A 23,146-nucleotide genomic window follows, 5' to 3' on the forward strand; every position below is an offset into this window, starting at 1 on the left:
AGACACTGCTCTACCGGTCCGTTGCCGGCAAGGACCGGGGAATGGTGAAACTGTCGCATTACTTACCGTGGTCACGTCCGATCGGACGATTGTTCGTTCACTCATTCATCCGCGTGTCGGCGGGCCGGACGGCTTTACCTCGCCGGTGCGGTCGACGTGTCGACGAAAATGGCGTCGGGTGCGCACGGGTTGCTCGAATTTCGTCCGCTTTCGCGTTTTGGTGCGGCGCTCTTCTGTCGATCGTGCCCATGGCCGACCCTGTGCCGACGAGGGCCGGTGGTCGACTCCGTGACCGGTGGCGGCGATCCGTGCGCGCCAGACCCGCCTCGCGCGGACGCCGCCGGCGCGGCGGCCACGGGGAGAGGAGCGCACGGTGCGGTTGCGGCGTGGCCTGGGGCTGGGGCTGGCGGTGGCGATGCTCGGGAGTGTCCTGGTTCCGCCGGACGGGGTGCCGCCGGCGGCGGCGGTGACCCTGCCCGTCGGCTTCCAGGAGCAGATCGTCTTCACCGGGCTGAACCAGCCGACCAACCTCGAGTTCGCCCCGGACGGGCGGATCTTCGTGGCCGAGAAGGGCGGCCGGATCTTGGTCTTCTCGAGTCTCGCCGACCCGACGCCGACGGTCGTCGCCGACCTCGGCGTCAACGTCCACAACCAGTGGGACCGGGGCCTGCTCGGGCTCGCCCTGCCGCCGAACTTCCCGACCGACCCCTGGCTGTACGTCCTCTACACGTACGACGCCCCGCCCGGCCGGACCGCGCCGGTGTGGAACGACGTCTGCCCCGACGCCAACAACGGACGCTGCCTGGTCACCGGCCGACTCTCCCGGCTCCGGATCAGCGGCGACGTGATGACCGGCGGCGAGCAGGTGCTGATCCACGACTGGTGCCAGCAGTACCCGAGCCACTCCGTCGGCGACCTGCACTTCGGCGCCGACGGCATGCTGTACGTCAGCGCCGGCGACGGCGCCAGCTTCAGCACCGTCGACTACGGCCAGTTGGGTAGCCCGCCGAACCCCTGCGCCGACCCGCCCGGCGGGGTGATGACCCCACCACGGGCCGAGGGCGGTGCGCTGCGCTCCCAGGACGTCCGGAGCGACGGAGACCCGACCGGCCTGGACGGTGCGATCCTGCGGCTCGATCCGGCGACCGGAGCGGCCGCCCCGGACAACCCACTGGCCGACTCCGCCGACCCCAACACACGCCGCATCGTCGGGTACGGCACCCGCAACCCGTACCGGTTCACCATTCGGCCGGGGACCAACGAGGTCTGGCTCGGCGACGTCGGCTGGAACACCTGGGAGGAGATCGACCGGATCGTCGACCCGACCGCCACGGTCACCAACTTCGGCTGGCCGTGCTACGAGGGGGCCGGCCGGATGGGCAGCTACGACAGTGCCAACCTGCGCCTCTGCGAGACGCTCTACACCGGAGACGGGCAGACGGCACCGTACTACGCCTACCACCACAGCGCGGCGGTGGTGCCGGGGGAGAACTGTGGCGCGGGCGGCGACGCCGTCTCCGGGCTGGCCTTCTACCCGGGCAGCGGCGGGAGCTACCCGGCGGCGTACGCGGGAGCGCTCTTCTTCGCCGACCACTCGCGCGGCTGCATCTGGGCGATGCGGCCGAGCACCCCGGGTGGGCTGCCGAACCCGGCCCACCTGGAGGCGTTCGGTCAGGCCGCCGCCAGCCCGGTCGACCTGGCGATCGGGCCGGGCGGCGAGCTCTACTACGCCGACCTGAGCGGTGGCACGATCCGGCGGATCCGCTACTTCCCCGGCAACCAGCCGCCGACCGCGGTGATCAGCGCGAGCCCCACCAGCGGACCGGCGCCGCTCACCGTCGTCTTCGACGGCAGCGGCTCCACCGACCCGGACCCGGCCGACGTCGGCCGGCTCAGCTACCGGTGGGACTTCACCAGTGACGGGACCGTCGACGCCACCGGACCGACCGCGAGCTTCCGCTACGCGACGCCGGGCCGCCACACCGCGACGCTGACCGTCACCGACACCCTCGGCGTCTCGGCCACCGCCACCGTCACCATCCAGTCCGGGAACGGCGCCCCCTCGGCCGTCCTGGAGACGCCGGAGCCGGGGACCGACTGGGCGGTGGGGGAGGTCGTCACCTTCAGCGGGGGCGGCACCGACCCGCAGCAGGGCACGCTGCCGGCCTCGGCGCTGCACTGGTGGCTGCGGATGCGGCACTGCGAGTCGGTCGGCAACTGCCACACCCACGACCTGCAGGAGTGGGTCGGGGTGGCCGGCGGCCAGTTCGTGGCACCCGACCACGAGTACCCGTCCTATCTGGAGTTGGAGCTGACCGTCACCGACGCCCAGGGGCTGACCGACACCGTGGTCCGCCGGCTCGATCCGCGTACCGTCGACCTCACCTTCCTCAGCGATCCGCCGGGGCTACGGCTCAGCGTCGGCGCCGTCACCGGGGAGACCCCGTTCACCCGTACGGTGATCGTCGGCTCGACCACCACCGTCAGCGCGCCGAGCCCGCAGACCCTCGGCGGGCGGGCGTACGCCTTCGAGGGGTGGTCGGACGGGGGCGCGGCGACGCACGTGATCACCGCCGGCGCGACCGCCACCAGCTACGCCGCGACGTACGCCGAGGTGCCCGGGTGCGGCTCGGTGCCCGGGTACACCTGCGTCACCGAGACCGGTCGACCGTGGCCGACCGTCGACGACACGGTGCTGCCGCTGGACGGCGACGACCGGGTGACCACGGTGGAGCTCCCGTTCCCGATCCGGCTCTTTGGGCAGGCGTACGAGACCGCCTGGGTCTCCGGGAACGGCTTCGTCTCGTTCGTCGACCCCGGCGGGTCCCAGCCGATCAACGGCCCGCTGCCCGAGCCGGGTCCGCCGAACGCCGCGGTCTATCCGTTCTGGGACGACCTCTACGTCCGGGCGGACTCCAGCGTCCGGACCGGGGTCGTCGGCACGGCGCCGTACCGCCGGTTCGTCGTCGAGTGGCGCAACAGCGGCCTGTACGGCTCCAGCTCCGCGCGGATCAGCTTCGCCGTCGAGTTCGCCGAGAGCGGCGACATCGTGTTCAGCTACGCGGACCTCAACAGCACCGGGCGGGAACGGGGGGACTCGGCCACGGTGGGGTTGGAGGACGCCACCGGCACGCTGGGGCTGCCGTACTCGGTCAACCAGCCGACGCTGGTCAACGGTACGTCGATCGTCTACCGACCCGATTCGCCCTGATCATCCCGTCCGGCCCGACTGCCCCCGGAACCGGTGCGCCTGACCCCGGCACACACCGACCGGCTCGCCCCCGGCCTGATCACCCCGGCGTCCACCGATACGCTCCGTATACAGGCGATCGTCCGGCAGGGCGCGGGACACCGGTCCCGCCCCGGCGGGCCGATCGTCTCCCCGGGGTCACCCCGGCGGGCGTCACGGCCGCAACAAAGGGACTGACCAGGGAAGCTGACCGGTCGTTAAGTCGGTCTGGTCGGCGTCGGCTCCGGTCGGTCTCGTGACAGCCCGCGTCGTCACCGACGGTGATCCTGAGCTCCGGAGGAAGGTGTCGGTCGGGCCGGCACCCCACCGCCGGAGGGAGGCCGTCATGTCCCGAGCGTTGCGGCGTATCTGGGCGCTGACCCTGGCGCTCGTCCTCGGCGTACCGGTGCTGACGGGTGCGCCGCCCGCGCCATCCCCGCCAGCCGGTGCCGTCCCCGCGGGCTTCACCCAGCAGGTCGTCTACACCGGACTGACCCGGCCCACCACGCTGGCGTTCGCGTCGGACGGGCGGGTCTTCGTCGCCGAGAAGAGCGGGATCATCAAGGTCTTCGACAGCCTCTCCGACGACACCCCGACGGTCTTCGCCGACCTGCGTCCCCAGGTGTACGACTTCACCGACCTCGGCCTCATCGGCCTCGCCCTCGCCCCGACCTTCCCCGCCGACCCGTACGTCTACGTCAGCTACAGCTACGACGGGGTGGTCGGGGGGAGCGCGCCGACGTACCACGACGCCTGCCCGGTCATCGGCGCCTGCCCCTCCAGCGCCCGGGTCTCCCGGCTGCGGGCCGACGGAAACGTGATGACCGGCGACGAGCAGGTGCTGCTGCACGACTGGTGTACGCAGATCGACAGCCACTCGATCGGCGCTCTCGCCTTCGGCCCGGACGGCGCCCTCTACGTCTCGGGCGGCGACGGGGCGTCCGGCACCTTCACCGACTACGGCCAGTCCGGCGACCCGACCAACCCGTGTGGGGACCCGCCGGCCCCGGTCGGGGGACCGATGACCCCGCCGACCGCCGAGGGCGGGGCCCTTCGCGCGCAGGACATCCGCACGGCGGACGATCCGACCGGGCTGGGCGGCACCCTGATCCGGATCTCCCCGACCACCGGCGTCGCGCTGCCGGACAACCCGCTCGCCGCCAGCCCCGACCCGAACACCCGGCGAATCGTCGCGTACGGGCTGCGCAACCCGTTCCGCTGGACGTTCCGTCCGGGGACCAGCGAGGTGTGGGTCGGCGACGTGGGGTGGCGGACCTGGGAGGAGATCAACCGGATCACCGACCCGGCGGTCGGCCCGGTCCGGAACTACGGCTGGCCGTGCTACGAGGGAACCGCCGTGCAGGGCGGCTACAACGCGGCGAACCTGGCCCTCTGCGAGAGCCTCTACGCCGCGCCCACGGTGGTTCCGCCGTACTACACGTACCAGCACAGTCAGGTCGTCGCCGCGGGGGACGGCTGCCGCACCGGCGGGTCGTCCCCGGCCGGGATGGCGTTCTACCCGGCCAGCGGCGGCGGCTACCCGGCGACGTACGCGGGAGCGCTCTTCTTCGCCGACTACTCGCGCGGCTGCGTCTGGGCGATGCGGACCGGCGCGAACGGGCTGCCGGACCCGGCCCGCATCGTGCCGTTCGCCGCCGCCCCCGGCGTGGTGGATCTGCAGGTCGGGCCGGAGCACGACCTCTACTACGTCGACCTCACCGGCGGCACGGTGCGCCGGTTCCACCACAACTCCGGCAACCAGGTGCCGCACGCCGTCGCCACCGCGACGCCCACCAGCGGACAGGCCCCGCTGACCGTCACGTTCGACGCGGTCGGCTCGACCGATCCGGACCCGGGGGACATCCTGGAGTACCAGTGGGACTTCACCGGAGACGGCACCGTCGACGCCACGGGGCGTACGGTGAGCCACACGTACGCCGCGGTCGGGACGTACGCGGCGCGGCTGCGGGTGGTGGACATCGGCGGGCTCAGCGACACCGTGACGGTGCTGATCCGGGTCGGGACCGCCGCCCCGGTGCCGGTGATCGACACCCCGACGGCCGAGCTGCGCTGGTCGGTCGGCCAGTCGGTGCACTTCCGCGGTCACGCCGACGACCCGCAGCAGGGTGCCCTGCCGGCGTCGGCGCTCACCTGGGACCTGGTCCTGCGGCACTGCAGTACCCCGGACAACTGCCACAGCCACCCGGTACGGGAGTGGACCGGGGTCACCGAGGGCGACTTCCGCGCACCCGACCACGAGTACCCGTCCTATCTGGAGCTGACGCTGACCGCCCGGGGCGGCGGCGGGCTGACCGGCAGCACCACCCTGCGACTGGACCCGCAGACCGTGCGGATCTCGCTGGCCACCCGGCCGGCCGGGCTTCGACTCCACCTGAACGGCCGCAGCCTCACCACCCCGAACAACGCGCAGGTCATCGTCGGCTCCACCAACACGCTCAGCGCACCCGGACCGCAGACCCTCGGCCCGGCGACGTACACCTTCGTCGGTTGGTCGGACGGGGGTGCGGCGACCCACGTGGTCACGGCGCCCGCGACCGCAGCGACCTGGACCGCGACGTACGACAGCATCGCCGGTAGCTGCGGGGACAGCTACGGCTACACCTGTACGACCCAGCCGGGCCGACCCTACGTCCCGGCCGACGACGACGTGCTGCCGCTGGCCGGGGACAACGTGACCCGGGAGATCCGGTTGCCGTTCGCGGTGCCGTACTACGGCCAGGTCCACAGCCGGGCCTGGGTGGACAGCAACGGCGTGCTGTCCTTCGCCGACCCGGGTGGCTCGTGGCCGACGAACCGGCCGTTGCCGCAGGCGGCGGCGCCGAACGCCGCGCTCTACCCGTTCTGGGACGACCTGGAGGTGCGCGCCGACTCCAGTGTCCGAACCGCGACCATCGGCGGCACGCCCGACCGGCGGTTCGTGGTGGAGTGGCGCGACCTGGGGCTGAAGGGCGCCGGGTCGGCCCGGGTCAGCTTCCAGGTGGTGATCTCGGAGTGGGGTGAGATCGTCTTCAACTACGCCGGGTTGCACGCCGGCCGGGAACTGGGCAACTCGGCGACGATCGGCATCGAGAACCCGACCGGCACCGACGCCGTGGCGTACTCCTACAACCAGCTCGTCCTGGCCGACAGCCGGGCGATCGTCTTCACCCCGCCGGCCGCGACCGTCGGGGCGGCCCCGGCCGGCTAGAGGCTCTCACCCGCCCGGCTCGAACGCTGGTCCGTGGCCTGGAGCTGTTCGGCGGCGCGGAATCCGCGGTCACGGCGCGCGGGCCACACATTGTTGATCTTCCACGGATCCTCCACACCGGTGTGTTTGGATGCACTCACTCGTCGGTGGCGGGAGGAAGCGGCGATGAAGAGCCGGGTCTGGCGTCGCACCGGGCTCATCGCGGCGTTGGTGCTCGCGATGGTGTTGTCCACCGGCGGAGTGGTGCTCGCCGCCGCTCCGCTCCGGATCATGATCGTCGGCGACTCGATCACCCAGGGATCGTCGGGCGACATCACCTGGCGCTACCACCTGTACCAGCATCTGCTGAATGCCGGGGTCTCGTTCGACCTCGTCGGTGACCGCACCGACCTGTACAACAACGTCACCGAGCAGCACGGCGACCAGACCTACCCGTACCCGTTCGACCGGCACCACCACGCGCAGTGGGGGCGGCCGGTGGCGCTGGAAAAGGACACCATCCAGGCCGCGGTGTCGAGCACCGGTGCCGAGGTCGTTCTGGTCCTGCTCGGCATCAACGACCTGATCTGGTTCTCGCACAGCCCGGCGAGGGTCGCCGACGACATGCGCACCTTCGTCAACAACGCGCGCGCGGCAAACCCCTCGGTCACCATCGTGATCGGACACACCCTCTCGCGCTACGACATCTTCGAGAAGGTGTACCTCAGCCAAGCCGAGACAGCCGACCTCAACGCCCGCTACGACGCCCTCGCGGCGTCGATGTCGACCTCTGCCTCCAGGGTGGTGACCACCAGCGATCCGCCCGGCTGGGATCCGGCGGTACACACCTGGGACGGTACGCACCCCAACTCGACGGGTGAGGCGCGGATCGCGGCGGCGTTCGCGAACGCGCTGAGCCGGGTCGGCATCGGCCGCAGCTTCATCGGGCCGACGGAGGTGGCGTGGCCGTCGGTCGGCCCGGCGGTGAGCACCACGTCGTTGAACCGGGCGATCCGGCTCAACTGGTCGGCCACGCCGGGCGCCACCGGCTACCTCATCGAGCAGCGGGTCGTGAAGCCGTCGAACGAGTCGACCTTCACCCGGCTGCCGTACCCGGTCGCCGACACCACCTGGACCACGGAGGGCCTGGCGGGTGCCCAGGTCGACTACCGTCTCGTGCCGACCAAGGGGCTGATGACCGGCCAGCCGGGCAACCATTCGCGCGCGGTGTTCGGCGGTGTGGTGCCGGGTCAGGTGACGCTGAACGGCTCGCCCGGCCCCACCGACAACGAATCCCAGTTGTGGTGGACGGCCACGCCGGAGGCCACCGGTTACTACATCGAGGTGATGGACCTCGCGCGCGACCCTGACACCTGGACCCGGCTGCCCTGGGCGGTTTCCGCGACCTCGTTCAGGCCCGGCCTGTTGTACGCCGGAAACTGGTACCGCTGGCGCGTCGTGCCGGTCAACGGAGTGTTGGAGGGGCCGGCCTCGGAGCCCATCGAGATCCGCACCACCGGTGTGCCGCAGTACACCAGGTTCTTCGCGCTGGGTGACTCCTACTCGGCAGGCATCGGCAACCAGGACTCGAAGGCCGACCAGGAATGCGGCGTCTCGCCGAACACCTGGGCCTACCTGGCCAGGGCACCCTGGGACCCGCAGCCCGAACTCCTCGCCTGTTCCGGCGCCACCACCGTCGACGTGGACCTGTACCAGAAGGGCCGCATCCCGTGGCACGCTCCCGGCCCCACGCTGATCACCATGACGATCGGCGGCAACGACGTCGGGTTCGCTCCGGAGCTGAAGGACTGCATCCTGTCGACGGTGCAGTGCACCCACCGGGAGCCGGCGCTCAACGCGGCGATCGACAACCTCTACGACCGGCTGCGCCTGCTCTACCGGGACCTGCGGCTGCGGGCGCCGGGCGCCGACATCTTCGTGGCCGGCTATCCACAGCTTGTCGCGCCGGGTCTGCCCTGCCCGATCGCCATCAACGCGGCGCTCGACGACGACGAACGGCGGATGATCGTGCGGCTCGGCGTACGGCTGAACAACGTGATCCAGCAGGCCGCCTTCGACGCCGGCGTGGTGGCCTTCACCGGTGAGGTGATGAGCCGGTTCGCGGGCAACCAGCACGCCGCGTGCGGCGTCGAGCCGTGGATCAACGACCTCGTCCTCAGCTACCTTGAGTCGTCGTTCCACCCGTTCGAGCCCGGGAACCTGGCGTACGCGCTGGCGCTCAATGACCGGCGTCAGCTGGTGAACACCAACGGCGCGGTGCGGCGTCCGCTGTGACCGGCGGAAGCCGGCTGGGACAACCGTCCCGTACCACCGGCCGGCGGATCTGGGATCGTGACGTGCTCGCGCCCCACAGGCGGTGGCCGAACCCCGCGGGCGACTGTGTGCCGACCCGGGCGCCGACGCGACCGAACCCCTCGCCCGGGCCGGGGACGGTTTCCTCGGTCGGGGCGCCGTCCACCTCGCGGGAGCCCGCTGATGTACGCCGCGCAGTACGAGATCACCCTGCCCGCCGACTACGACATGGAGATCATTCGCCGGCGGGTCGCCACGTACGGGCACCTCTTCGACGACCGGGCCGGTCTCGGGCTGAAGGCGTACCTGATCCGGGAACGCGGTGTCGACGGCTCGCCGGTCAACCAGTACGCCCCGTTCTACCTCTGGTCCGACACCGGGGCGATGGCGCACTTCCTCGTCGGCGGTGGTGGCTTCCAGGCGATCGTCCGCGACTTCGGGCGCCCGGTCGTCCAGCACTGGACGGTCGTGGCGACGCTCGCCGGGCCGGCCCGGCACACCGTACCGGTGACGGCCACCAGCCGCCGCGGCCCGGTCCCGACCGACCCCGACCCGGCCGGTACCGGCCTGGCGGAGCGGATCGAGCGGGAGATCGCCGAGGTGACGAATCTGGCCGGACGCGACGGCGTCCACACCGCCGTCCTCGCCGTCGACCCCCGGCACTGGCAGCTGCTGCGGTTCGTGCTCTGGGCGACGTCCGAGGCGGCGGGCCAGGACGGAGAGGCCACCGAACGGTACGCGGTGCCGCACCTCTCCGTCCCGGGACTGGCCCACCTGCCCGAGGGCCGGCACTGGTAGCCGGTCGGCGTGCCCGGGCGGGGACCGTCGACCCGCGACCGTTCGGGTCACCGCCGGAGGTCACCGTGGCGGGCGTCACCACGGTTCGGGGCCGTCCTCGCTGAAGAACCCGCCGGTCGGGCCGTCGGCGGGCAGGGTGGCGAGCCGTACCGCCGCGATCGCCCCCTGCGCCGGGGTACGCGGTCCGGCGTGCCCGTTCAGGTCCGTCGCGCAGAAGCCCGGGTCGGCGGCGTTCACCTTGATCGGCGTGTTGCGCAGCTCGTTGGCGTACGCGACGGTGATCGCGTTCAGCGCGCTCTTCGAGGAGTCGTACCCCAGCAGCGGCGCCTGCGCGTACCGGTGGTGGGGGTCGGTGGTGAGGGCGAACGCGCCGCGCCCGCTGGAGAGGTTGACGATCCGCCCGGCGGGTGCCCGCCGGATCAGCGGCAGCAGCGCGTTGGTGACGGCGACCACGCCGAGGACGTTGGTGGCGTAGGTCCGCGCCAGCAGCTCCACCGGGGTCTGGCTGGGCGTCTGGCCCCGTTCCAGCAGGACGCCGGCGTTGTTGACCAGGATGTCCAGCCGGCCGTACTCCCGGTCGATCCGGGCCGCGACGGCCGAGATCGATACGGGATCGGTCACGTTCAGCTCCACCGCCACCGCGGTCAGCCCCTCGGTGACCAGCTTCTCGGCCGCGACCATGCCGCGCGCGAGATCGCGCGCCCCGACCAGCACCGTGGCGCCGGTGGCGCCGAGCCCACGGGCGATCTCGTACCCGATGCCCTTGTTGGCTCCCGTGACGAGGGCGATGTTCGGTCCGCTCATGCCCTCGACCCTGCGCCGGTCCGGCCGCGCTGAGGAGAGCACGGCTCAACCTCGGACTCGCGGTCCCTGGTTGCGGCCGGGCCTGGTGGGGAGGATGGCGGCATGGACCGTCGCCAGCTCGCCGATTTCCTGCGCAGCCGCCGGGCCCGGGTTCGCCCCGCCGACGTCGGGCTGACCCCCGGTCCGCGGCGGCGCACCCCCGGCCTGCGTCGGGAGGAGGTCGCCGGGCTCGCCGGGATCTCGGTGGACTACTACACCCGGCTCGAACAGGCCCGGGGCCCCCGCCCGTCCCGCCAGGTCCTCTCGGCGCTGGCCCGCGCGCTGCGGCTGTACGAGGCCGAGCGGGCCTACCTCTACCACCTGGCCGGCGAGGTACCCGCGCCGCTGACCGGGCCCAGTCCGGACGTGCCGGCCGGCGTCCTCCACCTGCTCGACCGGCTCGACGACACGCCGGCGTACGTCATCGACGCCAAGTACGACCTCCTGGCGTGGAACCCGATGGCCGCCGCCCTGCTCGGCGACCCGGCGCGGTGGCCGCCGGAGCAGCGCAACGTGATCTGGAACCTCTTCACCCGCGAGCACGCCGCGCGGGACCTGGCCGACCCGCAGACCTCGGCGTTCGCCGACGAGTGCGTCGCCGACCTGCGGGCCGCCGCCGCGCGGTACCCGCAGGACCCGGGGATCGCCCGGCTGATCAGCCGGCTGCGCGCGGCCAGCGGAGAGTTCGCCCGGCGTTGGGAGCAGTTCCGGGTCTGCGTACGGCTGGGCTCCACCACCACCCGCCTGCGCCACCCCCTGGTCGGAGAGCTGGCCCTGAACCGCGACGTGTTGGAACTGGCCGGGCACGGGCAGCGGCTGGTGATCTACACCGCCGCCCCGGGCAGTCCGTCCGCCGACGCGTTGAAGCTCCTCGGCGTGGTGGGCCCCGAGTGGCCGGCCGCGCAGCGGGGCTGACCCGCCGTCGTACCGGCGCTCGCCGCCGGGTGGTCAGCCGGTCGCGGCGACCCGTCGGCGGGGAAACCGGGCCCGCACCAGCCGGCGCAGCCGGGCGTCGGTGGCCCAGAGCAGCCCCCCGGCGACCAGCCCGGCCGAGCCGCCGAGGAGGAGCAGGTCGGGCACCGGACCAGGGTCCAGGGGAAGCCGGTCGAGCGGCCAGGGGACCAGCGCGGCGACGAGCGCGGCCAGCACCGCCGGCACCGTCGGGGCGAGGAAGGCCGTGATCGACGCAGCGGCCGTGCGGCGGACGGTGACCCAGACCGAGAGCCCGGTCACCACGACCTGCATTCCGATCCCGGCCAGTGCCACCGCGGTCGCCTCGGCCACGTCGCTGCGCCCGGTGAACAGGGCACCGACCGCGGCCAGGGTCGCAACCCCGAGCACGCCCCGGGTCCAGAGGATCGCGGCGAGCCGGCCCGGCTGCCCCATCGCCTGCAACGCCGGCCCGAGCAGGACGCCGTACACGTTGACCGCGCCGAAGAGGCAGAGCAACCGCAGCGGCGTCTCGGTGCCGGCCCACTGCGGACCGAGGAGCGTGACCAGCGGATGCGCGGTCGCCGCCAGTACGCCGAGCACCGGGAGCCCGGCCAGCGCGCCGAGGTGCTGGAGCTGGTTGAGGTGCCTGGCCAGCGCGGCGCGGTCGTGCTGGAGTCGGGAGAGCGAGGGGAGCGCCACCTGCTGTAGCGACCGGACCGTGACGTCGACCAGCATGTCCGGCAGCCGGGCCGCCAGCCGGTAGATGCCGGTGGCGACGGGCCCGAAGAACAGCCCGGTGAAGATGACGTCCGCCTTCGAGCTGAGCATCAGCCCGAGCCCGGCGTTCGCCGAGTGGGCGGAGAAGACCAGCAGGTCGCGGCTCCCGGACAGCCGCGGTCGGCGGCTCGGCCGCCACGGGCAGACGGCCCAGAGCACCACCAGCCCGACCGCCGCGTTCACCAGTTGCTGCGCGACCAGGGCCCAGATACCCGCGCCGAACAGGGCCAACACCACCCCGACCGCGCCGCTGAGCAGCGAGGCGAGCAGGGTGCGGATCGCCACCGCGCGGAAGCGCAGCTCCCGACGGAGCACCGCCTCCGGCACGATCGACAGCCCCTGGAGCAACACCAGCGGCGAGAGGGCCACGCAGACCACGGTCAGCTCGGGTGCCCGGTTGACCCACGCCCAGAGCGGGCTGGCGGCGGCGGTGAGCAGGCCGATGCCGAGCCCGGCCAGTACCAGCACGACGAACGCCCCGTCCAGGTGCTCCGGGGTGAGCCGGTCCCGCTGCACGATCGCGGAGACCAGCCCCTGCTGGATCAGGGTCTGCGCCACCGTGATGAAGACCGTCGCCATCGCGACCAGGCCGAACTCGCTCGGCCCGAGGAGCCGGGCGAGCAGGAAGGTGACCAGGATCGACGACCCGATCCGGCCGCCGGTGAGGACGTACGACCAGCCGATCGCCGCGCGGAGCCGTCCCCCCGACGGCCGCTCCGGCCCGCCCGACGGCCCGGCCGAGGCGGATGGGGGCGGCGCGGGTGCCACCACCGCGTCGGTGGCGACCGCCGACGCGGACCCGTCCGGGGCGAGGCGCCGCTCGGTCATGACCCCGCCGCCACGTCGCCGGACCCACCGCCGAACCGGCCCCGGCCCGGGACGCGTCGGTGACTCACGCGCTGCCCCTCGCGGTGCTGGTCCGCCCGATCAGCCAACGGCGGAGCCGGCCGAGCCGGACCCGGACCCTGCGGGCCCACCAGGTGGCGAGGAACGCGGCGGCCGAGCTGAGCCGGGTCCCCAGCGGCGGGGAGCCGGTGGCGAGGGTCCGCAGCGTCTCGGCGAGCATCCGCAGCCGGGGCGCGCGGACCCGCCGCTTCGCCGGCCCGAACCAGGTCGCGGCGGAGGCCGGGGTGGCGTCCTTCGCCTGCCGGGTGGAGGCGCCGTGCATCCGGCGCAGGAAGAGCGGCTCGGCCACCTCGTGGATCTCGCCGAGCCGCGCCACCTCGGCGATCAGGGTGTAGTCGGAGGAGAGGAACGGCCGGATCATCCCGGTGCGGCGCAGCGCCGACATCCGGAAGACCCCGAAGTGGGCGTGACAGAGGTTGATGTTCTTCGCCACCCCGGCGACCCGTCGCCACGGCCGCGGGTCGCGCAGGTCGAGTCGGTCGGCGTACGGGCCGATCACCTCGCCGTCCTCGTCGATCAGGATGGTCTTCGGGTACGCCAGCACGGCCTGGGGGCCGGCGGCGTCCAGCGCGGCGACGCAGGTGCTCAGGTACGTCGGCAGGCAGATGTCGTCGTACGCCACCCACTTGAACAGCTCGCCCCGGGCCAGCTCGACGACCCGGGCGTAGTTGACGTGTCCGCCGAAGTTGCGGGGATTGCGGTAGAGCCGGATCCGCGGATCCTTCGCCGCGTACCGCTGACAGATCTCCCAGGTCCGGTCGGTCGAGGCGTTGTCGCTGATGATCACCTCGAAGTCCTCGTAGTCCTGGGCCAGGATCGCGTCGAGGCAGTCTTCGAGGTAGCGCTCGGCGTTGTACAGCGGAACGCCGAGACTCACCCGGGGCGGTCGCTGCTCCATCGTGGCCTCCACTCAGGCGACCAGCAGCTCGGCGTAAACCCCGAGCCGACGCAGTGCGGCGTCGATCTCGGTCCGGTACGCGGGGTTCGTGATGATCACCGCACGGGTGCCGAGCCCGGCGAGGGTCTCCGGGGCGGTCACCTCGTGCCCGGTCACCGGCAGGAACCGGCCCCACTTGCGCGGGTTGACGTCGACCACGGCGGCGAGCCGCCGGTCCGGGTCGGCCAGGTGCAGGAACTGCACCCCGCGCGAGCCGGCCCCCCAGAGCACCGGCCGGTCCCCGCCGGCCACCAGCCGGTCGATGGTGTCGCGCCAGCGGTCCCGCTCGGCGGCGTGCCGGTCGGCGAAGCCGGCGATCGAGGCGAGGTGTCGGTCCCGATCCGCCGCTCCGGCCGCCTCCCGCGCGCCGGCCCGCGGCCCGGTGACGTTGACCGAGATCTCCACGAACCGGAACATGCCGGAGAAGAGCCGCCCGGTCGCCTCCACCCGCCAGCCGGCCCGCTCCACGATCCGGCAGAGCGAGTAGCCGTCGAAGTAGGAGACGTGCGGGTAGATCACCTCCCAGCCGGCGGTGGCCAGGTCGTACCCGGCGTCCGGCACCTCCAGGTAGCCGTACACCCGGCGGTCGCCGGCGAGTTCCCGCAGCCGGACCAGGAAGCCGTACGGATCGGTGAGGTGCTCGAACCAGTGCCGCGAGGTGACCAGGTCGAACGGCGGGGTGTCGTCGTCCAGCGGGGCGTGGCTGGCGTGGAAGACCGCCCCGGAGGGGTCCGGGCCGACCGGGCCGGCGTACATCGCGTCGTAGCCGAACCCCCGGCCCCCGGCGACGCGGCACAGTTCGCGGAGGAACTCGCCCTGCCCGCAGCCGACGTCCAGCACCGTGCCGCCGCGCAGCGGGTACCGCTCGGCGAGGTGCTTGACCAGTTCCGCCGAGAAGACCTGGAAGGCGGGGGAGTGGTGCAGGTTGGTGTCCATGGTGGCGTCGTAGACCAGAACGGTCGGATCGAAGGCCAGGTTGCGGACGTACCCGCAGCCGGGACAGTGCCCCAGCCGCATCCGGCCGAGCGGGCTCGCCAGCGCCTCGCTCCGGCTGGCCCAGTGCACCCCGCAGCGGACCGGAATCTCCCCCAGGTCGGCGAAGGGGACGAGGTCGTGCCGGTCGCAGGCGGCGCAGCGGGTCACCCCGGTCACCGCGGCCCCGCCGCCGTCCAGCGCAGGTCGGCGTCGAGCCGGCCGCGCGCGATCAGCGCCCGGATCCGGCGCAGCCGCTGGTGCCGCTCGCCGCGGAACGCCTCGATCGTCAGCCCGTGCCGCTGGTAGGCCTCGACCAGCTCCTCGATCCCCTTCCGGACCGTCCACCGGGGCCGGAAACCCGGCACCTCCGTCGCCACGCGGTCGCAGCTCACCCGGTAGTTGCGGGCGTCCGCGGAGGCGCCGCCGGCGATTGTCACGGTCGAGCCCGGCACCACCTCGGCGACCAGCTCCGCCACGTCCCGGATCAGGTAGTTCTCGCTGGTCACCCCGATGTTGTACGCCCGGCCGTGCACCACCTCGCGGGGCGCCTCCAGCAGCGCGAGGAACGCCGCGGCGATGTCCTCGACGTGCACCAGCGGCCGCCAGGCCGAGCCGTCGGAGAGCAGCCGGATCTCGCCGGTGAGCAGCGCGTACGCGGTCAGGTCGTTGACCACCAGGTCACCGCGGAGCCGGGGCGAGAAGCCGTACGCGGTCGCGTTGCGCAGGAAGACCGGGGAGAAGTCGTCGTCGGCCAGGGCCGCCAGGTCCCGCTCGGCGCGGATCTTCGACTCGCCGTACGGGGTGAGCGGGTGGAAGTCGGCGTTCTCGTCGAGCGGCCGGTCGTCCGGCCCCGCGCCGTAGAGGCTGCACGACGAGGAGAAGAGGAAGCGGGTCACCCCGGCGGCCTTCGCCGCCCGGGCCAGCCGGAGCGTGGCGGCGTGGTTGATCGCGTACGTCAGCTCCGGGTTGAGGTTGCCGACCGGGTCGTTGCAGAGCGCCGCCAGATGGCAGACCGCGTCGAAGCCGGCGCAGTGCTCGGGCGTGACGTCCCGCAGGTCCATCCGGAGCGTCGGGATCTCGGCCGGTGGCGGACCGAGCAGGCAGTCGCGGTAGTAGTCGGTGTCCAAACCGGTTACCTCGTGCCCAGCGGCGCGAAGCAGGGGGGTGAGTACGCCGCCGAGGTAACCATGGTGACCGGTCACGAGAACGCGCACGGCAAGGCTCCCGTCGTCGCGCGGGTGAGAAGGCGAGTTTATGGGCGGCCCATCGACGCGGCGGACTATTGTCGGACTTTTTACTGAACCACCCCCGCCCCGCCGCGCCCGTGGCTAGCGTGGCGCGCAGGCGGGCGGGTGCCGCGCCCGTTTATTCCGATCAAATCGGGGTGGGTGGGCATGACCGTTGCCAAATGTCGACTGTGCGCCGCGATATTGACCGAAACCTTTGTCGATCTCGGCATGTCACCGCTCTGCGAGAGCTATCTCCCCGCCGAGCGGCTCGATTCGCCCGAGACGTTCTATCCCCTGCACGTCCGGATCTGTTCCCAGTGCCTGCTCGTCCAACTTCCGGCGTATGTCTCCGGTGAGGAGATATTCTCCGACTACGCCTATTTCTCCTCCTATTCGGACTCGTGGGTCGCGCACGCCCGCCGGTACGCCGACACGATGACCGAGACGCTCGGCCTGGGGTCCGACTCGCTGGTGACCGAGGTGGCCAGCAACGACGGCTACCTGTTGCAACACTTCGTGGCCCGGGGCGTCCCGGTGCTTGGCGTCGAGCCGGCCGCCAACATCGCCGAGGTGGCCCGGAGCCGGGGTATCCGGACCGAGGTGCGGTTCCTCGGTGCCGAGACCGGGGCCGAGCTGGCCGACCGGTACGGCCAGGCCGACCTGGTGGTCGCCAACAACGTCTACGCCCACGTACCCGACCTGATCGGCTTCACCGCCGGACTCGCCGCGCTGGTCAAGCCGACCGGCCTGGTCACCTGCGAGTTCCCGCACCTGCTTCGGCTGATCGAACGTCGTCAGTTCGACACGATCTACCACGAGCACTACCAGTACCTGACGTTGCGGACGGCCCAGCGGGCGCTCGGCACCGCCGGCCTGATCGTGGTCGACGTGGACGAACTCTCCACGCACGGCGGCTCGCTGCGGGTGCACGCCCGTCCGGCCGCCGCGGCGGGCGAGCCCTCCGGCAACGTCAAGTCGGTGCTGGACGCCGAGGCCGAGGCCGGGCTGCACACCGTCGCCGGGCACCTCGGATTCGCCGACGCGGTCCTGGACATCAAGCGGGCGCTGCTGGAGTTCCTGCTGACCGCCCGGGCCCAGGGGCGGCGGGTGGTGGGCTACGGCGCCCCCGGCAAGGGCAACACGCTGCTCAACCACTGCGCGATCCGCTCCGACCTGCTGGAGTACACGGTCGACCGGAGCCCGCACAAGCAGGGCCTCTTCCTGCCCGGGACCCACATCCCGATCCACGCGCCGGAGCGGATCGCCGCGGACCGTCCCGACTACGTCCTGGTCCTGCCCTGGAACCTGCGTACCGAGATCAGCGCCCAGTTGGCCTACGTCCGCGACTGGGGAGGTCGGCTGGTCTTCCCGATTCCTGCCCTGGAGGTGGTCTGATGCGTGACGTCCGGCCGACCCACCACCCTCGGGCGGTGTCCCGATGAAGGTCGTGCTCTTCTGCGGCGGTCTCGGCATGCGGATGCGGGAGGACGCCGCCTCGGCGCCGAAGCCGATGGCGATGATCGGCGACCGGCCGCTGCTCTGGCACGTCATGCGGTACTACGCGCACTTCGGGCACACCGACTTCGTCCTCTGCCTCGGCTACGGTGCCGTCGCGGTCAAGGACTACTTCCTCCGGTACGACGAGACCCTCTCCAACGACTTCAGCCTCGCCATGGACGGCCGGAACATCCGGCTCTTCTCCGCCGACATCACCAACTGGAACATCACCTTCATCGACACCGGGCTCGGCGCCACCATCGGCGAGCGGCTGATGCGGGTCCGCCGGTACGTCGAGGACGAGGAGATGTTCCTGGCCAACTACGCCGATACCCTCACCGACGCCCCGCTGCCCGAGATGATCGACCGGTTCCGGCGTACCGACGCGGTGGCGAGCATGCTCGCCGTGCCGGTGCAGTCGACCCACCACGTCGTCGACATCACCGCCGGGGACCAGGTGACCCGGGTACGCCCCATCCGCGAGCTGATGCAGTGGGAGAACGGCGGCTACTTCATCCTCCGACCGGAGATCTTCTCCGTGCTCCGGGAGGGCGAGGACCTGGTGCCGCACGCCTTCGAGCGGCTGCTGCCGCAGCGGCGGCTGGTCGCCCAGCGCTACACCGGATTCTGGCGAGCCGCCGACACCTTCAAGGACCGGGCCGAGCTGGAGGATCTGTACCACTCCGCGCGCTGCCCCTGGATGCTCTGGGATCCGAACCGCAACCGGGACCGGGCCCCGGCCACCCTGGAACCGGTCCTCGCCGGATGACGCCGCTGCGGCTGGACGCGGTACGCGCGGTGGTGCTGCTCGGGGCGCACCCGGACGACATCGAGATCGGGGCGGGCGGGCTGCTGCTCACCCTCGCCGAGGTGCCGGGGCTGCGCGTCCACTACGTCCTTCTGACCGGCTCGCCGCGGCGGCGGGCCGAGGCGCGGGCGGCGGCGGCCGCGTTCCTCCCCGACGCCCGGCTCAGCTTCGACCTGCACGACCTGCCGGACGGCCGGGTGCCGGCCCGGTGGGCGGAGGCGAAGCAGATCGTCGAGGCGGCAGCCGCGACCGTCGCCGCCGACCTGGTCCTCGCCCCCGGCCCGGACGACGCGCACCAGGACCACCGCACGCTCGGTGCCCTCGTGCCCACGTCGTTTCGGGACGCCACGGTGTTGTACTACGAGATCCCCAAGTGGGACGGGGACCTCGGACGGCGCAACGTCTATCTGCCGCTGTCCGAGGAGCGGGTGCGTCGCAAGGTCGAGCTGCTGCACGCCTGCTACCCGTCGCAGCAGGGGCGGGACTGGTGGGACGACGAGGTGTTCCGGGGGCTTGCCCGGCTGCGGGGGATGGAGTGCCGGTCCCGGTACGCCGAGGCGTTCCGGTGCGAGAAGGCGGTGATCGGATTGTGACCGAGCGGAGCGAGGTCATCGGCGGGTTCAGCCGGGTCCGCCATGGCGGTGACGAGCGGAGCGAGGAGGCGGCATGACCGAGCCGAGCCGGCCCCTGACGGCCTGCCTGTTCGGCGTACCCGGGGCGAACCTCAACCTCGGCGTCGGCGCGCTGCGGGCCGCGACCCTGGCCGGGCTGCTGGCCCGGGAACCGGACGCCGACATCACCGTCTTCGACGACGGCTGGGGACAGCGCCGGGGGCACACCTTCGTCGGTGGCCGTCCGGTGCCGATCTCGCTGGCCGGTGCGCGGAACTCGCGTCGCTACCACCGGCCGGAGTCGTACCTGAACATGCGGATCAGCGCCGCCCTCGGCGGACTCGGCAACGCCGGGTTGGCCCGGATCGACGCCGCCGACCTGGTCCTCGACGTCAGCGGCGGAGACAGTTTCAGCGACATCTACGGCGAGCACCGGTTTCGGACGGTGGCCTGGCCGAAGCGGCTCACCCTGCTGCGGCGCCGGCCGTTGGTGCTGCTGCCGCAGACGTACGGGCCGTTCCGGGCGGCCCGACTGCGCTCCGAGGCGGCGGCGCTGGCCCGGGGCGCGACCATGGCCTGGGCCCGGGACCCGGACAGCTACGCGGCGCTGGCCGACCTGCTCGGCCCGGACCTCGACCCGGCCCGGCACCGGGAGGGGGTCGACGTCGCCTTCGGCCTGGAACCCCGGCCGCCGGACGAGCCGGCGTACCAGTGGCTGAGCGGGTGGTTCGCGGCGGCGCCGGGGCCGGTCGCCGGGATCAACATCAGCGGTCTGATCACCCGGCCGGAGGGGCGGGCGCGGTTCGGACTGGCCGGGGAGAGTCACCGGGTCGCCGAGCGGCTCTGCCGGCGCCTGCTCGACGGCGCCGACCATCGGGTGATCATCGTGCCGCACGTCCTCACCCCGGGCGGTGACGACGACGACCGCGAGGCCAGCGAGCGGCTCTACGCCACCCTCGCCACCCGGTACGGCGACCGGGTCGCGCTCTCCCCGGCCGGCCTGGACCCGCACCAGACGAAGTGGGTCATCGCTCGGACCAGCTGGTTCTGCGGGATGCGGATGCACGCCACCATCGCGGCGCTCTCCTCGGGAGTACCGGCGGCGATCGTGGCGTACAGCGACAAGGCGCGGGGCGTCTTCGCCAGTGTGGGACAGCAGCGGCACGTCGCGGACGCCCGCCGACTGGACGACGACGCGCTGCTCGACACGCTCTGGCGCTCCTGGACGGAGCGGGAGCAGGCCGCCGCCGAGCTGGCGGTGCGGACCCCGGCCGCGGTCGCCCGCGCCGCCGCCCAGATGGACGAGATCGTCGCGGTGGCCCGGGCCGAGCGCGAGCGGCGGACCACGGTGGGGGCGCGGTGAGGCGCCGGCTCCGAGACGTGCACGACGTGGCGTCGGGCAAGCTCTGCACCGGCTGCGGCGTCTGCGCCTACCTGGCCCCGACCGAGGTGCGGATGGTCGACGTCCTCGACCACGGCCGGCGTCCGCTGCCGATCGTCCCGGCCGGGCGCGGGCCGGACGCGGCCGCGGCGCTCCGCTGTTGCCCGGGGGCGGGGCTGGGGCACGAGACCAGCCGGCCGGCCCCGGGTGAGGTCGCCGAGCTGCGGGCGGCCTGGGGACCGGTCCGGGCGATCTGGGAGGGGTACGCCGCCGACCCGGCGGTCCGGTACGCCGGCTCCAGCGGCGGGGTGGCGACCGCGTTGGCCGGGTACTGCCTGACCGAGGCGGGGATGGCCGGAGTGCTGCATGTCGGCGCCCGGTCCGATGTGCCGTACCTGAACGAGACCCGGCTCTCCCGGACCCCGGCCCAGCTGCTGGCCGGCGCCGGCTCCCGGTACGCCCCGGCGAGTCCGTGCGACCGCCTCGACCTCATCGAGCACGCCGAGGGCCCGTGTGTCTTCATCGGTAAGCCCTGCGACGTGGCGGCGGTCCGGATGGTCCGGCGGCTGCGGCCGGAGCTGGACGCCCGAATCGGGCTCACCATCGCGGTCTTCTGCGCCGGTACCCCGACCACCCGCGGCACCCTGGAGATGCTGGCGCGGCTGGGGGTCGACGACCCGACCATGCTGGAGTCGGTGCACTACCGGGGAAACGGGTGGCCCGGCCAGGCCCGAGCCCGGCTGCGCGACGACCCGCCGGAGCGGCGGCGGGAACTGAGCTACGCGGAGTCCTGGGGCGACATCCTCCAGAAGCACCGGCAGTGGCGCTGCTACCTCTGCCCGGACCACACCGGTGAGTTCGCCGACGTCGCGGTCGGCGATCCGTGGTACCGGCCGACCGGCGACGACCCGGGCCGGTCGCTGGTGCTGGCTCGGACCGAGCGGGGCGTGCGGCTGGTCGAGGCGGCGATCGCAGCCGGGGCGCTGGTGCTGACCCCGGTGGCTCCGGCGGTCCTGCCGGCCTCACAGCCGAACCTGCTCGGCGCCCGGGGCGCGGTGTGGGGGCGGGTGGCGACGCTGCGGGCGGCCGGGCTGCCCGCACCCCGGTTCCGGCACCTGCCGATGGCCGGCATCTGGTGGCGGCACCTGTCGCTCGCCGAGAAGCTTCGCTCGACCGTCGGCACGCTGCGCCGGATCCGGCGCAAGCGGCTCCGGGAACCGGCAGCGCTGGTGCCGTACCCGGAGGTGGCTCCGCCGGCCCCGGAACCGGCCCGGCACGGCTCACACCTCGGTCAGACCGGGCGGCCGTTGTCGAAGTAGACGTTCGTCGCCTGCCAGGACACCCCGGCGCGGTCCCGGCCCGAGACGACGCCGTAGCGGTAGTCGCGGCCGAACTTGTTGTTGCGGAAGACGATGTTGGAGCCGACCAGCCGGGGACTGATCCCGATCGAGTAGTTGCCGCCGTTGCAGTAGTTGTCCTCGTAGGTGAGGTTGGTCAGCGTCGGCGCGGTCTCGGAGCCGATCGTGAGGCAGGAGTTGAACGGGTCGTTCGTGGTCGGGTTGTACGACAACAGGGTGTTGTGCCGGATCACGATGTTGGATCCGCCGGTGCTCTGCAGGACGTCGTTGTGCGAGCTGGCGACCCGGGCGAGGCTGTGGATGTAGGAGTTGGTCACCCGGGTGTTGCTGCTCAGCCGCGGGCCGTCGATCATGTTGTAGATGTTCACCCGGTTGAGCGTGTAGTCGCCGCAGCAGACCGAGGCCGAGTTCTGGCCCATGCCGTTGATCTCGACGTCCTGAACGAGCAGGTTGCTCGCCCCGGTCAGGGTCCGGATCGAGTACGTGGGGCTGTTGCAGGTGATCCGGGACCGGAGGATCTGGACGTTGGCGGCGGCGACGGTGACACAGCCGACGATGTTGAGCCCGCTGACCACCTGGCCGGCGGTGCGGAGGCTGAGCGAGCCGGAGTTGCGCAGTGTGGTGCCGGGCGGTACGCCGGTGTTCGCCGCGCTCGGCCAGTAGGTGATCGGGGTGGGCGGGGTCTGGGCCGGGGCGTACACCGGCTCGTTCGCCATCTGCTCGGCCGCCGCCGGGTCCGGAGTCGGGCCGACCGGTCCGGTCGGGCTCGCCGGCACCCCGCCCGGGTACGGCCGGCCGTCCCGCTCCGAGTCCACGATGGTGGCGAGGTTCCCCTCGTGCTGCCCGAACGCCTGGCGGCAGCCGTTGACCCGGACCCGCAGCGCGGAGTAACCGCCGGGGACGATGCCGTCGGTCCCGGCCGAGGTGCACTGGATGGTGGTCTCCTCCAGCAGGGTGCCGGTCACCCCGGGGCGGATCACGACGGCGGCCCGACCGCCGGCGCGGATCGTCACGTCTCGGATGGTGATGTTGTTGGCGGCGACCTCGATCGGACGGTCGACCGTCTGCCCCCAGAAGACCGACTCGGGCTGGTCGAGCACGAGCGGCGCCGTCCGGACCGGGTGGCCTGTCACCGTCAGCACCAGGTAGCCGCTGACGGCGAGGATGGCGAGGGTGAGGCCGAACGCCCCGGCCAGCAGGATCCGGCGGCGGCGCCGGCCCGGGACCGGCAGGGGGTTCGGTGGTTCGGTCGCGTTCGTGGTGTTGGTGTCAGTCACGGCTATCCCCCCACGGGCGTGTCACACACCGGCTTGGCCCAGCCGTCCCCGTCGAGGTCGCCCACGCCGATACCCACCGGGCGTCAC

Annotated in this window: 16 protein-coding genes and 1 pseudogene; 11 read left to right on the forward strand and 6 right to left on the reverse strand. The window is 72.6% G+C overall.

Annotation, left to right across the window (positions count from 1 at the left end; translation table 11 throughout):
- Nucleotides 1-373: 373 nt before the first annotated feature.
- The 5 genes and pseudogenes from EF879_RS14520 to EF879_RS14535 all read left to right on the forward strand — a co-directional run bounded on the left by EF879_RS14520 (nucleotide 374) and on the right by EF879_RS14535 (nucleotide 9,527).
- Entirely contained in the window at nucleotides 374-3,211 is a 2,838-nt protein-coding gene (locus tag EF879_RS14520; protein ID WP_233604457.1) for a PQQ-dependent sugar dehydrogenase, read from the forward strand.
- Between the two features lie 364 nt (nucleotides 3,212-3,575).
- Nucleotides 3,576-4,679, forward strand: a pseudogene (locus EF879_RS28825) (sorbosone dehydrogenase family protein); the annotation flags it as partial.
- A 312-nt stretch (nucleotides 4,680-4,991) separates the two neighbouring features.
- Nucleotides 4,992-6,437: a PKD domain-containing protein gene (locus tag EF879_RS28830; RefSeq protein WP_370375506.1), complete on the forward strand. Its 1,446-nt coding sequence runs from the start codon at nucleotides 4,992-4,994 to the stop codon at nucleotides 6,435-6,437.
- 165 nt (nucleotides 6,438-6,602) lie between these two features.
- A complete protein-coding gene (locus EF879_RS14530) occupies nucleotides 6,603-8,711 on the forward strand; it encodes a GDSL-type esterase/lipase family protein (RefSeq protein ID WP_123558846.1) in 2,109 nt (702 codons plus the stop codon).
- 201 nt (nucleotides 8,712-8,912) lie between these two features.
- Nucleotides 8,913-9,527, forward strand: a complete 615-nt coding sequence (locus EF879_RS14535; RefSeq protein ID WP_123558848.1) for a DUF4865 family protein — start codon at nucleotides 8,913-8,915, stop codon at nucleotides 9,525-9,527.
- Nucleotides 9,528-9,602: 75 nt separating this feature from the next.
- Here the strand turns inward: EF879_RS14535 and EF879_RS14540 are convergent, their stop codons facing one another.
- A complete protein-coding gene (locus EF879_RS14540) occupies nucleotides 9,603-10,331 on the reverse strand; it encodes an SDR family oxidoreductase (protein WP_123558849.1) in 729 nt (242 codons plus the stop codon).
- A 102-nt stretch (nucleotides 10,332-10,433) separates the two neighbouring features.
- Here EF879_RS14540 and EF879_RS14545 point away from each other — a divergent pair, with 102 nt between their 5' ends.
- Nucleotides 10,434-11,285: a helix-turn-helix transcriptional regulator gene (locus EF879_RS14545; RefSeq protein WP_123558851.1), complete on the forward strand. Its 852-nt coding sequence runs from the start codon at nucleotides 10,434-10,436 to the stop codon at nucleotides 11,283-11,285.
- A 33-nt stretch (nucleotides 11,286-11,318) separates the two neighbouring features.
- Here the strand turns inward: EF879_RS14545 and EF879_RS14550 are convergent, their stop codons facing one another.
- The 4 genes from EF879_RS14550 to EF879_RS14565 all read right to left on the reverse strand — a co-directional run bounded on the left by EF879_RS14550 (nucleotide 11,319) and on the right by EF879_RS14565 (nucleotide 16,112).
- Nucleotides 11,319-12,908: a lipopolysaccharide biosynthesis protein gene (locus EF879_RS14550; RefSeq protein WP_123558853.1), complete on the reverse strand. Its 1,590-nt coding sequence runs from the start codon at nucleotides 12,906-12,908 to the stop codon at nucleotides 11,319-11,321.
- A 64-nt stretch (nucleotides 12,909-12,972) separates the two neighbouring features.
- Nucleotides 12,973-13,884 (reverse strand): glycosyltransferase family 2 protein, encoded by a 912-nt coding sequence (locus EF879_RS14555; RefSeq protein WP_148086443.1) that lies wholly within the window; start codon nucleotides 13,882-13,884, stop codon nucleotides 12,973-12,975.
- 12 nt (nucleotides 13,885-13,896) lie between these two features.
- Entirely contained in the window at nucleotides 13,897-15,075 is a 1,179-nt protein-coding gene (locus tag EF879_RS14560) for a class I SAM-dependent methyltransferase (protein ID WP_123558857.1), read from the reverse strand.
- A complete protein-coding gene (locus EF879_RS14565; RefSeq protein ID WP_123558859.1) occupies nucleotides 15,072-16,112 on the reverse strand; it encodes an NAD(P)-dependent oxidoreductase in 1,041 nt (346 codons plus the stop codon). Before EF879_RS14565 ends, EF879_RS14560 begins: the two co-directional genes overlap by 4 nt.
- Before the next feature lie 180 nt (nucleotides 16,113-16,292).
- Here EF879_RS14565 and EF879_RS14570 point away from each other — a divergent pair, with 180 nt between their 5' ends.
- The 5 genes from EF879_RS14570 to EF879_RS14590 all read left to right on the forward strand — a co-directional run bounded on the left by EF879_RS14570 (nucleotide 16,293) and on the right by EF879_RS14590 (nucleotide 21,743).
- A complete protein-coding gene (locus EF879_RS14570; RefSeq protein WP_123558861.1) occupies nucleotides 16,293-17,522 on the forward strand; it encodes a class I SAM-dependent methyltransferase in 1,230 nt (409 codons plus the stop codon).
- A 43-nt stretch (nucleotides 17,523-17,565) separates the two neighbouring features.
- Nucleotides 17,566-18,393, forward strand: a complete 828-nt coding sequence (locus tag EF879_RS14575) for a glucose-1-phosphate cytidylyltransferase (protein WP_123558863.1) — start codon at nucleotides 17,566-17,568, stop codon at nucleotides 18,391-18,393.
- Complete coding sequence (locus EF879_RS14580; protein ID WP_123558865.1) at nucleotides 18,390-19,025, forward strand: PIG-L deacetylase family protein; 636 nt, start codon at nucleotides 18,390-18,392, stop codon at nucleotides 19,023-19,025. The genes EF879_RS14575 and EF879_RS14580 overlap by 4 nt, the downstream gene beginning before the upstream one ends.
- A gap of 73 nt (nucleotides 19,026-19,098) precedes the next feature.
- The gene (locus EF879_RS14585) at nucleotides 19,099-20,406 is read left to right on the forward strand and encodes a polysaccharide pyruvyl transferase family protein (protein WP_123558867.1); all 1,308 of its coding nucleotides are present in this window, start codon (nucleotides 19,099-19,101) and stop codon (nucleotides 20,404-20,406) included.
- Nucleotides 20,403-21,743 (forward strand): Coenzyme F420 hydrogenase/dehydrogenase, beta subunit C-terminal domain, encoded by a 1,341-nt coding sequence (locus EF879_RS14590; protein ID WP_233604459.1) that lies wholly within the window; start codon nucleotides 20,403-20,405, stop codon nucleotides 21,741-21,743. The genes EF879_RS14585 and EF879_RS14590 overlap by 4 nt, the downstream gene beginning before the upstream one ends.
- Here EF879_RS14590 and EF879_RS14595 read toward each other — a convergent pair.
- Nucleotides 21,716-23,059, reverse strand: coding sequence for a hypothetical protein (locus EF879_RS14595; RefSeq protein ID WP_123558869.1), 1,344 nt, complete (start codon nucleotides 23,057-23,059; stop codon nucleotides 21,716-21,718). The genes EF879_RS14590 and EF879_RS14595 overlap by 28 nt on opposite strands.
- Nucleotides 23,060-23,146: the final 87 nt, after the last annotated feature.

This window comes from Micromonospora sp. HM5-17, from assembly GCF_003762835.1.
Taxonomy (GTDB): domain Bacteria; phylum Actinomycetota; class Actinomycetes; order Mycobacteriales; family Micromonosporaceae; genus Plantactinospora.

Excerpts from the sequence above, each read along its gene's own strand:
- EF879_RS14530 (WP_123558846.1), top strand. The coding sequence starts at position 6,603 with ATGAAGAGCCGGGTCTGGCGTCGCACCGGGCTCATCGCGGCGTTGGTG.
- EF879_RS14535 (WP_123558848.1), top strand. The coding sequence starts at position 8,913 with ATGTACGCCGCGCAGTACGAGATCACCCTGCCCGCCGACTACGACATG.
- EF879_RS14540 (WP_123558849.1), bottom strand. The coding sequence starts at position 10,331 with ATGAGCGGACCGAACATCGCCCTCGTCACGGGAGCCAACAAGGGCATC.
- EF879_RS14545 (WP_123558851.1), top strand. The coding sequence starts at position 10,434 with ATGGACCGTCGCCAGCTCGCCGATTTCCTGCGCAGCCGCCGGGCCCGG.
- EF879_RS14550 (WP_123558853.1), bottom strand. The coding sequence starts at position 12,908 with ATGACCGAGCGGCGCCTCGCCCCGGACGGGTCCGCGTCGGCGGTCGCC.
- EF879_RS14555 (WP_148086443.1), bottom strand. The coding sequence starts at position 13,884 with ATGGAGCAGCGACCGCCCCGGGTGAGTCTCGGCGTTCCGCTGTACAAC.
- EF879_RS14570 (WP_123558861.1), top strand. The coding sequence starts at position 16,293 with ATGACCGTTGCCAAATGTCGACTGTGCGCCGCGATATTGACCGAAACC.
- EF879_RS14575 (WP_123558863.1), top strand. The coding sequence starts at position 17,566 with ATGAAGGTCGTGCTCTTCTGCGGCGGTCTCGGCATGCGGATGCGGGAG.
- EF879_RS14580 (WP_123558865.1), top strand. The coding sequence starts at position 18,390 with ATGACGCCGCTGCGGCTGGACGCGGTACGCGCGGTGGTGCTGCTCGGG.
- EF879_RS14585 (WP_123558867.1), top strand. The coding sequence starts at position 19,099 with ATGACCGAGCCGAGCCGGCCCCTGACGGCCTGCCTGTTCGGCGTACCC.